Genomic DNA, 13313 nt, shown 5'->3' with positions numbered 1-13313 from the left:
GTTAACGCGCCACCAGCGCCAATGCGCGAATAGGAGAGCCTGTGCCGTTCTCGATCTTCAACGGTGCCGCAATCAGGATCGCGCCCTTGGCAGGCAGGCGGTCCAGATTGGCAAGGCTGGCCAAACCATAGCAGTTGTTCTTGTGCAGCAGGTTATGCGCCGGAAAAGGCGGTGTCATGCCCCCCGCCTGCCCCGCATCAGTGCCAATGCACTGGCTGCCCCAACCAACAATTCCCTTTGAAATCAAATACTCGATGACTTCTGCGGTCGGCCCCGGCGTGTGCGGCCCGGTCGCATCGGCATTCAGGAACAAGTCCTCGGAATGGCTGCGCTTGTCCCAATCAGACCGCAGAACGACCCATTCTCCCGCACCAATCGCACCGTGCTTGGCTTCCCAAGCCTTCACATGGTCGATCGTCAAAAGGAAATCCGGATTGGCACCACATTCCGCGGCAAAGTCCAAAACATTAACGGGGGCGACCAAACGCTGCACCGGCAGCGTGTCGGTGTAGCCGTCCGCGTAATCCTTGCCGGTGATCCAGTGGTGCGGCGCGTCGAAATGTGTGCCCGAATGCTCGCCAACCTTCAACCAGTTCCATGCCCAGAATGGCCCGTCTTGATCATATTCCGAAATCCGGTGAATCTCGATTTTCGGGGTGTCCTTGGCGAAATCCGGCGGCAGTTTCAACAGCGGCGTGTTCGGCCCCAGAACGCCAGTGCAATCCACCACTTCCACCCCACCCGAGGCGATCATCCCGGCCAGAGCGGCCAATACGTCAGCTGAACTCATCGCTATCTCCCTGATTGCGGCGGCTGCCCCGCCTTGAGGAATAAGACTAGACAGAATTAAATGCATTTGCAAATATCCCAACGTCAAGCGGAGCCAAAAATGTCAGAAAGCTACGACGCGGTTTTTATCGGTGCGGGCCACAACAGCCTGGCCTCTGCTTTGCACCTCGCCGCGAATGGCTGGAAGGTCGCGCTGTTTGAACAGGCTGCGGTGGCTGGCGGTGCGGTGAAATCAGACGCATACACCTTGCCCGGCTTTCGGCATGACTGGGCCGCGATGAACCTGTCTTTGTTCGCCGGATCGCCGTTTATGAAGCGTTATGGCGGTGAGTTGGCGGCAAATGGACTAGAATTTGCCCCGGTCGCCAACCCATTTGCCAGCGTTTTCCCTGATGGCAATTGGTGCGGCGTCTCGACTGATGCCGTCGTGACGCAGGCGCGGATCGCGGCGCTTTCTTCTGCTGATGCCGAAACCTGGGCCAAACTGACCAAAGCCTTTCCCACAGAGGCGCCACATATCTTTGCGCTTCTTGGCAGCAAGATGAAATTGCGTGCGATTGCATATTTCATGTTCAAAATACTTCGCGCCAAAGGCCTTGGCGGCACGCTTGATCTGGCGCGATTTCTGACGCAATCCCCCCGGCAATGGCTAGAGCAAACGTTCGAGCATCCGCAAGTTCGGGCGATGCTGGGCGCTTGGGGGATGCACCTTGATTTTGCGCCCGACATCGCTGGCGGCGCGGTTTTTCCGTATCTTGAAGGCATGGCAGGGCAAGCATTTGGCATGGTGCTGGGCAAAGGCGGCGCGGATACCATCATTCGCGCGCTGGTCGGCGCGATCACAGCGCGTGGTGGGCGGATCGAGGTTGGACAAACAGTCACCCGCATCCTGCATAGCAATGGCAAGGCCAGTGGGATTCTTCTGGCAGACGGACGCGAAATCACCGCCCGTCGAGCCGTCATCGCCAATGTCGCACCGCGTGCCCTGCCGCGACTGACTGGTGGCACCAGCGATTTCGATACCAAACTGACCGCCTTTAGCCATGCGCCCGGCACGATGATGCTGCATCTTGCCCTTTCAGATCTGCCAGAGTGGGCGGCGGGTAGCCAATTGAAATCTTTTGCTTATGTCCACCTCGCCCCCAGCCTTGACCAGATGGCGCGCACCTACCAGCAAGCGAAAGCCGGGCTTTTGCCGGATGAACCGGTGCTGGTCGTGGGCCAACCCACCACTGTGGACCCCTCGCGCGCACCCGAGGGCAAGCACACGCTTTGGGTGCAAATCCGCATGGCTCCGGCCGAGATCAAGGGCGATGCGAAAGGCGAGATCAGCGCCAAGACATGGGACGAGGCCGCCGCCCCCTTCGCTCAACGTGCCTTCGATATTCTGGAACGCTACGCCCCCGGCACCCAAGCCAAAATTCTGGCCAAACGCATCGTGGCGCCGACCGAACTTGAATCCGACAACCCCAACCTGGTCGGCGGCGATCAGGTTTGCGGCAGCCATCATCTGGCGCAGAACTTTCTGTTTCGCCCGCTGCGGGGCCATGCCGATGGATCGACCCCGATCCAGAACTTGCACCTGACCGGCGCCGCGGTTTGGCCCGGCGCGGGGCTTGGTGCTGGATCAGGCTATCTTCTCGCCCAAAAACTGACCGGAAAATAACTCCGGCTTCATCCATAACCACAGGGAAACGCTATGAAACTCAACCGTCGTGCTCTTTTGCAACTTTCCGCTGCCAGCCTTTCGCTGACGGCCTTAAGCCTGCCCGTTCGCGCGCAGGCCATCGAAGAATTGGTCATCGCCTATAATGTCAATCTGCCCGCATGGGATCCGACCACTGGGCCATCGGCGGTCAATCCGACCATTCAGGGCATCTACCAATCGGTGTTTGACCAGTTCATCCTGCAACAGCCTGATCTGAAACCCGCCCCCGGTATTCTGACCGATTGGGGCTGGAACGATGATAAAACCCAGGTCTGGATGACAGTGCGCGACGGTGTGACTTGGCACGACGGCAGCCCGCTGACCGCCGAAGATGTCGCGTGGAGCCTTGCGCGTGTCGCCGATCCAGCCACCGGCAGCCCGATCCAATTCGTCTGGGGAACCCTTACAAATCATCGGGTTGAGGGCAATAAGGTGCTGGCGGATGTGGCACAATTTGACCCCACTATTTTCAAATGGATGTATTTCCTGACCGGCTATGTGCTGCCGAAAGCCTATTACACATCGGTTGGCGCCGAGGGTTTTGAGGCGGCCCCGATCGGCTCTGGCCCCTATATGGTTGAGAAATTTGAGCGTGACGCCTTCGTGCGCCTGAAAGCCAACGCCAAGTATTGGGGCGGGGCGCCGGCTTTTGAAACTGTGACGATCAAATTTGTCACCGACGCCGCCGCCCGCGTGGCCGAGGTGGAATCCGGTAATTCTCATGTCACTTTGGAAGTGCCCTACGAGGAATACGATCGCCTGAAAGCCACTCTGACTGGCACCGCCACGCCGATTTCCGATATCGGCATGATCTTTTTGAACGACATCGACGTGATGCTTGACCCGAATGTGCGCAAGGCCGCAGCACATGCCATCGACAAGCAAACCATCATCGACCGGCTGCTGAAAGGCTACGGTGTGCCGATTGATACGTTGGAAACTCCTGAATACGACGCCTACGACGCCAGCATCAAGGTGCCTTACGATCCTGAATTGGCCGTGAAACTGCTGGCGGACTCTGGCTACTCTGTTGATAATCCTGTCAAATTCAAAATCCAAACCACCAAGGGTTTCAAGCCCAAGGATTACGAGATGATCCAGGCCATCGTTGGTCTGTGGCGCAAGGTCGGAATTGAGGCCGAGATCGAAACCTATGAGATCGCCAAGCATTACGAACTGCGTGCCGCCGACCAACTCGCCCCCGCTGCTTTCTACAACTGGGGCAATTCGGTCGGCGATCCGACCACTTCGACCGGCTTTGCGATGTTTGGCCCTTCGCCCCATTCGGTGTGGGATGGTCAGGATCTGATCGACATGATCGGCCCACTTTGGGGCGAAAAAGACGAGGCCAAGCGCATTGACGGTTGGAAAAAAGTCGATGCTTTCATCGCCGAGAACGCTTTGGTGATCCCGCTGCTGCAATATGTGCAGCCGATCCTGTCGGCACCGGGAGTGGTGGTGACGCCGCATGCCTCGGGGGCCTTGTTGCCCTATCTGATGAAACGCGCGTAACCCTCGTAAAGGCCGGGGGGCCGCCCGTCCCCCGGCCCCCCGGGCTATGTCAACCCATGTGAAAGCACGCGCTTGTCCAAAGCAGCGTCCGCTTAGGAAAATTGGATTTATGCTGTTTCTTCAATCGGTTACCCTGCGATTATGCACCACTTTCATAACGCTGTTCGGTGTGGCGCTGATCGTGTTTTTCGTGATCCGTGTGGTTCCGGGCAACCCGATCGCGATGATGCTGCCCCCCGGCGCGACCGAGGCTGATGTCGCACGGCTGACCGCGCTTTACGGATTGGACAAAAGCATCCCGCAGCAGTTTCTGATCTGGCTTTCTGGCGTGATGCAGGGGGATTTTGGCAATTCAATCACCACCAAGCAGCCAGTTTTACAGCTGGTTCTCAGCCGCCTGCCCGCGACTTTGGAGCTGTCAGTGATGGCTTTGTGCATCGCCATCGTGATCGGCGGCACCATGGCGTTGACCGGCACAAGGCTGCGCGGCAGCAAAACCGAGGCGGCAATTGATATTGGCAATGGCATGGCGCTGTCGGTGCCGGATTTCCTATGGGGGTTGATCCTGATCCTGACATTTGGCGTGTTGATGCCGGTATTTCATATCTCGGGGCGCGTCACGCCATCGCTTGCCCTGCCCTTCAGCACGAATTTCTACCTGACCGAGGCCGCCTTGCGCCTGCGCTTTGATCTGTGGCTGGATATTGCAGCACATATGTTCATGCCCGCCTTGGCGCTTGCGATACCTTTGGCTGCCATCATCGGCCAACTTCTTAAACAATCCCTTAAAGAAACCATGCATCTTGATTATGTCACCCTTGCCCGCACCAAGGGCTATTCGGAAACCCATGTCATCCTACACGAGGCGCTGCCGAATGCGATTCTGCCAACGCTGACTTTGGTTGGCGTGCAGTTTACTTTTCTGATCGGCGGCACAGTGATTATCGAGCGTCTGTTTTCCTACGAGGGTCTCGGCAATATGGCGATCGACGCGGTGATCAACCGCGATTTGCCGCTGATTCAAGGCATCGTCATCTTGTTTGCGGTGATCTTCACCGGAGTTAACCTGTTGGTCGACCTGACTTATGCCGCATTGAACCCAAGGTTGCGCCATGCTTGACGCCCGCAGCACAATCAAGCGCAGACTGCCGCTGCGGCTGATCCTCTCTGCCGGATGGCTTGGCCTTTTGACGCTGGCCGCAGTTTTCGCGCCGCTGATCGCACCGAAAGACCCGCTGGCTCAGGACTTGTTCCTCGGCCAATTGCCGCCATTTTGGTTGCAGGGCCACGAGCCCGGCTACCTGCTGGGCACCGATTCCTTGGGCCGCGACGTGCTCAGCCGCATCCTTTATGGCAGCCGTCTTGCCCTGACCGTGGCACTGATCGCGGGCAGCATCACTTGCATCGTCGGGGCTGCGATGGGCTTGCTTGCGGGTTTTTTGCGCGGCTGGGTCGATGTGGTGATCAGCCGTGCCATCGACATCTGGATGGCGTTTCCGCCGGTTTTATTCTCAATCCTGCTGATCGCCGTGCTTGGCCCCGGTCTGTCATCCATCATCATTGCCATCGTTGTTATCGACTGGACCCGCTTTGCCCGCGTCATCCGGGCCGAGGCGATGACCCAAGGCGCGATGGACTACGTTGCATCTGCGCAAATCGCAGGACGCACCCGGCTGTCCACCATGCTGACCGAGATTCTGCCAAACGTGCTGCCCACCATTGTCGTCCTTCTCACGCTTGAAATGGGAATATCCATCATCGTTGAAGCCATCCTGTCTTTCGTCAACCTGTCGATTTCCACCGACGACCCGACTTGGGGCGGCATGATCTCCGAGGGTCGAACCTCGATCCATCAAGCTTGGTGGGTGCTGGTGTTCCCGCTGATCACATTGTTTCTGACCGTTCTCAGCTTTTCGCAACTGGGCGAAGGGCTGAAAGACCGCTTCGATCCGGTGCTGCGATGAGCTTCCTGTCGATCCGCAATCTGTCGGCGCGGCTGAAAGGGCGATCCGATCAAATCCTGCGTCACGTCTCGCTGGAGGTCGCCGCTGGCGAAGTGCGCGGCTTGGTAGGCGAATCCGGCGCCGGTAAATCCATGATCGGCAAAGCTATTCTGGGAACCTTGCCACATTCGGTCGAGATCAGCGGCGGCGAGATCATCCTTGACGGCATCGATCTTCTGACCCTGCCCTCCGCCAAACGACGACAGCTGATCGGCGCGAAATGCGCGCTGATCCCGCAAGACCCTCTGACCGCGCTGAACCCGTCGCGCCGCATTGGCCCGCAGATCACCAACCGCTTGGTAGATATTCTGGGCTGGAGCCGAAGCGACGCCGAGGCCCGCGCCCGCGCCCTGCTTGCCGAAGTCCAGATCCAAGACACCGAGCGGGTGATGCGCAGCTATCCGCATGAACTGTCGGGCGGCATGCGCCAACGTATCCTGATCGCAAGCGCCTTTGCTGCCGAACCAAAGCTGATCATCGCTGATGAGCCGACAACCGCGCTGGATGTCACGGTGCAAAAGCAAATCCTGAAGTTGATCGCGGCACTGCAGGCCCGCCACGGCACCGCTTTGCTGTTCGTCACCCATGACCTTGGCGTGGTCTCCAAGGTTTGCCAAAGCCTGTCGGTGCTTTATGCGGGCCTTGTGCTGGAAGATAGCACGATCCCGGATTTCTTTCATGCCCCCAAACACCCCTATTCCCGCGCCCTGCTGGCCGCGACCCCGAAATACACTGATCCAGATGGCAGCCTGACTCCGGTGCCAGATGCCATCATTGAAACCACCCGCGCCGAAGTGGCCGCGTTTGACCGGAGCGCGCATGTCTGAAATCTATCCCGCCAACCTTTACCAAATTGATAACATGCGGTTGTCTTTGGCCGATATGACGCAAAAACCGCTGATTGGCGCAGCACCTCGGCTGGAAATCCTGAAGGGCCTGAGCTTTAACATCCGCAAGGGCGAGATTCTGGGCATCGTCGGCGGCTCAGGGTCTGGCAAATCTACGCTCGGCCGCGCCTTGGTGCGCCTGCTGGAACCATCCAGCGGCACGGTTACGTTCGATAACCAAGACATCACCCACCTCACGGAGGCCAAACTCCGCCCGCTGCGCCGCCGCTTTCAGATGATCTTTCAAGACCCGATGAGCAGCCTTAATCCACGCCACCGGATCAGCCAGATCATCGCCGCACCTTTGCGCCTGCACGGCCTGTCCGACCCCAAGCAGCGCGTGCTAGAGGCGCTTGATCACGTCGGCCTGCCGCGCAGTTTCGCCAGCCGCTACCCGCATGAATTGTCTGGCGGCCAACGCCAGCGCATCGGCATCGCCCGCGCGATTGCGCTGAAACCCGACTTTATTCTGGCAGATGAAATTGTCTCGGGACTGGATGTTTCAAGTCAGGCGCAAATCCTGAACCTGTTGGAATCCTTGGTGAAAGATCTTGGCCTGACGCTGGCTTTCATCAGCCATGATTTGTCAGTGATCCGGCGTTTGTGCAGCCGTATCATCGTGCTGCACCAAGGCAAGATCGTCGAAAATGCCGTCACTGCCGATCTGTTCAGCAACCCGCAAGCCAGCTACACACGCGATCTTCTGGATGCCATCCCATTGCCCGACCCGAACCAGATCTGGGCGTGAAGATCAGCTTTTGTGCGGGACGATCCGCGCCGGAGGCCGCCGACCTTCGCGCATGACCGCTAAAGCCGGGGCAAATCCACCACACCCTTTTTCACGATAAAGCAGCCATACGGCCCCGGATCAGAAGTTCGCACTATGGCAAACGCGCGGCTCGCCGCCTCGTAAAACGCAAACCGCTCCAGCGCCTGCATTTGAACCGTCCGGCCCTCGGCGGCGTCAATCACCGTCTGGACCAGCCCAAACATCGGCATCTGACCACCCGGATCGCCCACCACCTGCATCCGGCTGACGGGTGATTGTACGAATGTGTCCAGCGGCATCAGGGTTAAAATCGCGGCCAACCCGGTCGGAATATCACAGCCGACCATATCGACCACCCGGCCATGCACCGTTTTCGCGGCAATGGACGCCGCCGGATGGTTCACATCGCAAATCACCAACGTATCGCCATGCCCCATCAGCATCAGCACATGCAGCAGTTCCGCCGACAAATGTCGATCAATCCCTTTGAGCATCTACTTAATAGCCCCTGCAGCCATGCCTTTGATAATATACCGCTCCAACACCACCCCAATCACGATCAACGGCAGGATCGCCGCCCAAGACAAGGCCGCCATCGACCACCACGAAATCCCCTGACTGCCAGTTTGGCTTGCCACCATCACCGGCAGCGTGTTGGCATGGGTAGAGGTCAGCAGTGCCGCGAAGAAATATTCATTCCACGTCAACACTAAAGAAAGAATGAACGCCGCCACCATTCCCGGCAAAGCAATCGGTAAAATGATGGTGAAAAAAGCCCCCCAGATCGACAACCCATCGACCAAAGCCGCCTCTTCCAACTCTGTCGGGATAGAGGAAAACTGATCCCGCATGATCCAGATCACGATCGGCAGAACCGAAAGAGTATACAACAAAATCAAACCGATACGGGTGTCCAGCAACGCAAGCTCTTTGTACAAAACCAGCATCGGCAGGGCAAGAACGACAGGCGGCAGGATCAGTTGGCTGAGAAAGAAAAACGAGATGTCACTGTTTCCCATCCACAGGAATTTATAGTTGAACCGGCTTAACCCGTAAGCCGCCAAAGACCCCAAAGCCACCGCCAGAACCGAGGACGTGACCGCAGTGATCGCCGAATTGGTAAAGCGCTTCAGAAATTCGTCGCGCACCGTGCTGTCAGCGCCAATGGTATCGGGCGAAAGGCCCAAGGATTTCCAGCCCAGCCATTTCGGGGTGAAGTCCCACCACGGCACCAGATTGCCCTTCATCACATCGGGCGCCATTTTAAAGCTGGTGGTCAGCGTCCAATAGATTGGAAACAAACAAATAAATGCCCACAGCAGCAGCAACCCATAGACAAAAATCCGACCCGTGAACCATTTTGGGCGAAAGCTGCGATCCGCTGCAGAATCCTTGAAAATCTGCCCCGTCATCTGCGCGTCACTCATGTTCTGGGCCTCGCAAACCGATCCGCCAGTTTCATCAAAATCGTCATGAAAATGATGATCACCAGCAGATAAAACATCGCCAAAAGCGTGCCATAGCCGACATTCGAGCGGTCCCGATACTCGCGGAAAATGAACGAGGTCACCGTATCGGTGGCCCCCCCCGGCCCCCCGGATGTCACCGCAATCACGATATCGGCAAGCTTCAACTTGAAGATAATCCTGATCAGGATGGCAGTGATCGACACCGGCAGCATCATCGGGAAGGTCACTTCCCAAAATGCCCGCCAGCCATTCGCACCATCAACCTTGGCGGCCTCGTTCAATTCCTTGGGGATCGCCTGCAACCCGGCCAAAATCATGATCATCATAAACGGAATGAACGTCCAGGCATCCATCAGCATGATCGTCGCCTTGGCCACACCGGGGGTGCCGAAGAACGAGGGCGTCTCCCAGCCGAAAAACCGCGCAAGCCGCGCCACCGGGCCAAAACGTGCTTCCAGCATCGACTTGCCGATCATCCAGCTGACCGCCACCGGCGACAGCATCAACGGCAGCAAAAACGCCACCCGGAAAAACTTGCGCGCCCTTATCTCCGCGTTCAACGCCAAGGCCAGACCAAAGGCAATCGTATATTCCACAAGGATTGCAAGCACATACCACAGCATGTTCAACAAAGCGTTCCAATAGAACGGGTCCGCCCACATCTGCCGCAGATTGCTGAGCCCGTTGAATTGCCGCCCATCCGGGCTGGACAGGTTCCAGTCCGAAAACGCGATCACAAGGCCAAACAGCAGCGGAAACACCGTCAATGAGATCACAAACAACGCCGCAGGCAGCACGAACAGCGTGCGTTTGCCATGCTCGCCGTGCAGCAGAACTTGCCCCCAGCTGAGGCAAATCGCCCAAAGAATATAGGCATACAGCGTCGGGCGCCAACTGGTCAGGCCAAAGTCATGCACGCCTTGCAGTTGCAACATCTGCGCCAAGGCCACCAAAGCCATCAGCAAGGCCGAGCCCCAGATGATGCCTCGCCCCAGCGCGCGGCGCTGATCCGAGATATTGTCATTGCTGACAACGTGTAAAAGATCGCCTGAACCGCTCAAACCCTTGCCCCGCCTGCGAAAAGTAAGGTGCGTGCTACCACGCACCCTACGGTGTCATTGCAGGGTGCGTGGTTGCACGCACCCTGTTGGGTCACATCCCCAAGCTGGCCTTATACAGCTTGATCTGCGCATCGCGCCCGATCTGATCGGTGATCTTTTCCCAAGCGGCCGCAATCGCATCTGCGGTTTCCTGTGCCGATTTGTATTGGCCGGAATAGCCCTTGGCCAGTTCGTCCTCGGCAACCGAATAATACTGGAAGATGCCGGGGATACGCGGCTCAATCGCCGCATTGGGGTGGTTGTAGCTGTCAAGGTTCGAGCCAAGGTAATCCTCGATGAACGCCCGATCATACCCAGCCGCCACCCATTCATCATACTGGAACTGGCTGTTGCGATACGGTTGGAAGCCCGAAGGATAGGCTGCCATCCACAGCGAAATATCCTTGCCACCCAAGTGCGCCGCCGCCGACCATGCCGCCTTGCGCTTTTTCTCATCGGCCGAGACACGGTTGGTCACATAGACGCCCCAACCAAGGAAGGCCATGTTGGGGGATTCGTTGTAAGTCTCCTCCCAGGCGCTCGTCTGGGCATTATACACCTTGTCAGACCCACGGTTGATGCCAAAGCCCACCACATCGCCGACCACCGAAGTATCAGACGTGCGCGCGTTCGAGCCCACATCGCCCCACCACATCAGGCTGGAGCCCGTGCCGGCAAGGAACTGCGAGAATGCCGTCGTGCCCGGATCGGCGTTGATCTGGTCAGCCGGATAGGCACCCGGCGTCGCAATCAGGTCCATCACGTCCTGAATGGCCTGCACCCAGCCCGGATTGTTGACGCGCGGTTTCATCGTATCCGGGTCAAACAGCCAAGCCGGATCGGACGGATGCTTGACATAAGCCGCAGCGCGGTTTTCCAGGAAGTAGAACCCAAACCCGCCCCAGCCCTTCAGCGGGTCCAGATAGCCAACGGCAGGCTGGCCCGTCAAAGGATCGGTCTTGCCAACGATGGCCTTGGAATAGGCATTGACCTCTTGCCAAGTCTTCGGCGGCTCTGCCATGCCAGAAATAGCGCCCTCGCCAAAGTAATCGGTGCGATACGCAAAAGTATGGCAATCACCGTCAATCGAGATCCGGTACGTCTTGCCATCCCAAGTCCCAACCGGGGCCTTCAGGTAATTCACGTAATCATCCATGTCGATCTGAGTCTTGACCCAATCCGGCATCTCATCCAGCAAGCCCTTGCTGGCGGTATCACCCTCCAACGGCGCACCCATGGCCAGAATGTCGAAATCGACGGTACCGGTGGCAATGCTTTGCTGCAGGCGCGGGTTGTAATCGGCCTGAGCAAGGTCAACCCAGTTGATCTTGGCCCCAGTGTAAGTCTCCCAGCCTTTCAGCAGACCGCGGAACAGTATGTTGTGCAAGCCGTTGTTATTGATGCCAAAGAACGTAAGCTCAACCCCGGCAAACTCGCCCTCAGCGACATTTGCCTTGGTGCTGTCCAGGCACAATTCACCAACCTTCTGCCAATCGGCATCGGTCGGGCTGCCCTTGCCCACACCGGGAATCTGCAAAATCTGCGCGCGCACGGAATCCTGCGCCATCGCCGGGCCGTAGCCCATCACCTTCGGCATCAGCGCCAAAGCGGTCAAAGCGGTGGCACCCTGCAACATACGGCGACGGCTTAGCGTGGCCTGAACGGCCGCCTGATAAAGCTCTACTTTCAAGAACGTCTCCTCCCTTGATGCCCTTACGGGCCAAGGGCCACCGGGCTGTTATGTATGGAACCTGCGGAACTCCGGCGAAACCAACCTATACGCCGTGCAAGCAGGCCTCCCCTCCTGCTGCAAACACGTTCCTTAGGGTCAGCTTGGCCTGCGCCAATCCACCTGTCAAGATTCTAACATGTTAGTATGATCAGCCGATAGACAGAGCCCATGCGCTCGCCTAATCTTGCGGCAGTAACCGGGGGGAACCATATGGCCGAAGTCACAATCCGCGATCTGCGCAAGGCTTATGGCGGCGTGCAAGTGATCCACGGCCTGAACCTTGATATCAAAGACGGCGAGTTCGTGGTGCTGGTCGGCCCCTCTGGCTGCGGCAAATCCACCCTGCTGCGGATGCTCGCGGGGCTAGAGGAAATCAGCGCAGGCGACATCAACATTGGGGCCGCCCGCGTCAACAACCTGCCGCCATCAGAACGTGACATCGCGATGGTGTTCCAGAACTATGCGCTTTACCCCCATAAAACCGTCGCAGCCAACATGGGCTTTGCGCTGAAAATGCGCGGCATGGACGCAGCCGCGATCCGCGCAAAAGTGGAACGGGCGGGCGAAATCCTTGGCCTGACCCCTTATCTTGACCGCTTCCCGCGCGCTTTGTCCGGCGGCCAGCGCCAGCGCGTCGCCATGGGCCGCGCCATTGTCCGCGACCCAAAAGTGTTCCTGTTTGATGAACCGCTCTCCAACCTCGACGCCAAACTGCGGGTGCAGATGCGGGCCGAGATCAAAGAGCTGCATCAGCGCCTGAAGACAACCACCGTCTACGTCACCCACGACCAGATCGAGGCGATGACCATGGCCGATAAAATCGTCGTCATGCAGGGGGGCCGCATCGAACAAGTCGGCGCCCCGTTAGAGCTTTACGACCGCCCCGCCAATGTCTTTGTGGCCGCCTTCATCGGATCACCGTCGATGAACCTGATTGACGGCATGGTGACAGGCGGCATGGTCAACGTCGCAGGCGCGCGCCTCGCCCTGCCACCCGGATCGACCGCGACCGAAGGCCAGCAGGTCGTCTACGGCATCCGCCCCGAAACCTTCAGCATCGCCAGCGAAGGCTTGGCTGGCACCATCGCCGTGGTCGAACCAACTGGCTCTGAAACCCATGTCGTGGTGCGCATCGCGGGGCGCGAAATCACCGCCGTTTTCCGCGACCGCGTCACCTTCCGACCCGGCGACAGCATCACCCTCGCCCCCGACGCAAGCCAATCGCATATCTTTGACAAAACCAGCGGGCAAAGGCTGGCCTAAGGTCAGCAGGTTTATGCCCCGCTGATTCGTGCAAGCTTGGTTAACTGCCACGTCTCAGCCCAAAAAGCGGACGCGACATGG

General features: G+C 58.2%; 12 protein-coding genes. 7 read left to right on the top strand and 5 right to left on the bottom strand.

Translation table 11 applies throughout. The annotated features are described in order from the left end of the window. Position 1: 1 nt before the first annotated feature. Complete coding sequence (locus QQJ98_RS10170) at positions 2-790, bottom strand: cyclase family protein (protein WP_284325221.1); 789 nt, start codon at positions 788-790, stop codon at positions 2-4. A 99-nt stretch (positions 791-889) separates the two neighbouring features. Here QQJ98_RS10170 and QQJ98_RS10165 point away from each other — a divergent pair, with 99 nt between their 5' ends. The 6 genes from QQJ98_RS10165 to QQJ98_RS10140 all read left to right on the top strand — a co-directional run bounded on the left by QQJ98_RS10165 (position 890) and on the right by QQJ98_RS10140 (position 7647). Further along, positions 890-2455 (top strand): phytoene desaturase family protein, encoded by a 1566-nt coding sequence (locus QQJ98_RS10165; protein WP_284325220.1) that lies wholly within the window; start codon positions 890-892, stop codon positions 2453-2455. 33 nt (positions 2456-2488) lie between these two features. Beyond that, positions 2489-4009 (top strand): ABC transporter substrate-binding protein, encoded by a 1521-nt coding sequence (locus QQJ98_RS10160; RefSeq protein ID WP_284325219.1) that lies wholly within the window; start codon positions 2489-2491, stop codon positions 4007-4009. Between the two features lie 109 nt (positions 4010-4118). Then, positions 4119-5129, top strand: a complete 1011-nt coding sequence (locus QQJ98_RS10155; RefSeq protein ID WP_284325218.1) for an ABC transporter permease — start codon at positions 4119-4121, stop codon at positions 5127-5129. Next, a complete protein-coding gene (locus tag QQJ98_RS10150) occupies positions 5122-5973 on the top strand; it encodes an ABC transporter permease (RefSeq protein ID WP_284325217.1) in 852 nt (283 codons plus the stop codon). The genes QQJ98_RS10155 and QQJ98_RS10150 overlap by 8 nt, the downstream gene beginning before the upstream one ends. After that, on the top strand, positions 5970-6839 hold the full coding sequence (locus QQJ98_RS10145) for an ABC transporter ATP-binding protein (RefSeq protein WP_284325216.1): 870 nt from the start codon (positions 5970-5972) through the stop codon (positions 6837-6839). The genes QQJ98_RS10150 and QQJ98_RS10145 overlap by 4 nt, the downstream gene beginning before the upstream one ends. Then, positions 6832-7647, top strand: a complete 816-nt coding sequence (locus QQJ98_RS10140) for an ATP-binding cassette domain-containing protein (protein WP_284325215.1) — start codon at positions 6832-6834, stop codon at positions 7645-7647. Before QQJ98_RS10145 ends, QQJ98_RS10140 begins: the two co-directional genes overlap by 8 nt. A gap of 59 nt (positions 7648-7706) precedes the next feature. Here QQJ98_RS10140 and QQJ98_RS10135 read toward each other — a convergent pair whose 3' ends face one another. The 4 genes from QQJ98_RS10135 to QQJ98_RS10120 all read right to left on the bottom strand — a co-directional run bounded on the left by QQJ98_RS10135 (position 7707) and on the right by QQJ98_RS10120 (position 11927). Then, positions 7707-8162, bottom strand: coding sequence for an RbsD/FucU family protein (locus QQJ98_RS10135; protein WP_284325214.1), 456 nt, complete (start codon positions 8160-8162; stop codon positions 7707-7709). Beyond that, a complete protein-coding gene (locus tag QQJ98_RS10130; RefSeq protein ID WP_284325213.1) occupies positions 8163-9095 on the bottom strand; it encodes a carbohydrate ABC transporter permease in 933 nt (310 codons plus the stop codon). Beyond that, complete coding sequence (locus tag QQJ98_RS10125) at positions 9092-10198, bottom strand: carbohydrate ABC transporter permease (protein ID WP_284325212.1); 1107 nt, start codon at positions 10196-10198, stop codon at positions 9092-9094. The genes QQJ98_RS10130 and QQJ98_RS10125 overlap by 4 nt, the downstream gene beginning before the upstream one ends. A gap of 91 nt (positions 10199-10289) precedes the next feature. Next, on the bottom strand, positions 10290-11927 hold the full coding sequence (locus QQJ98_RS10120) for an ABC transporter substrate-binding protein (RefSeq protein ID WP_284325211.1): 1638 nt from the start codon (positions 11925-11927) through the stop codon (positions 10290-10292). A 252-nt stretch (positions 11928-12179) separates the two neighbouring features. Between QQJ98_RS10120 and QQJ98_RS10115 the strand changes: the two genes are divergently transcribed. Next, positions 12180-13232, top strand: a complete 1053-nt coding sequence (locus QQJ98_RS10115) for an ABC transporter ATP-binding protein (RefSeq protein WP_284325210.1) — start codon at positions 12180-12182, stop codon at positions 13230-13232. Positions 13233-13313 lie beyond the last annotated feature (81 nt).

Origin of the sequence: Cypionkella aquatica, assembly GCF_030161095.1 — a bacterium.
Lineage (GTDB): Bacteria > Pseudomonadota > Alphaproteobacteria > Rhodobacterales > Rhodobacteraceae > Cypionkella > Cypionkella aquatica.
Note: the sequence above shows the minus strand (reverse complement) of the source record. Positions and strands in the feature narration are given on the sequence as shown.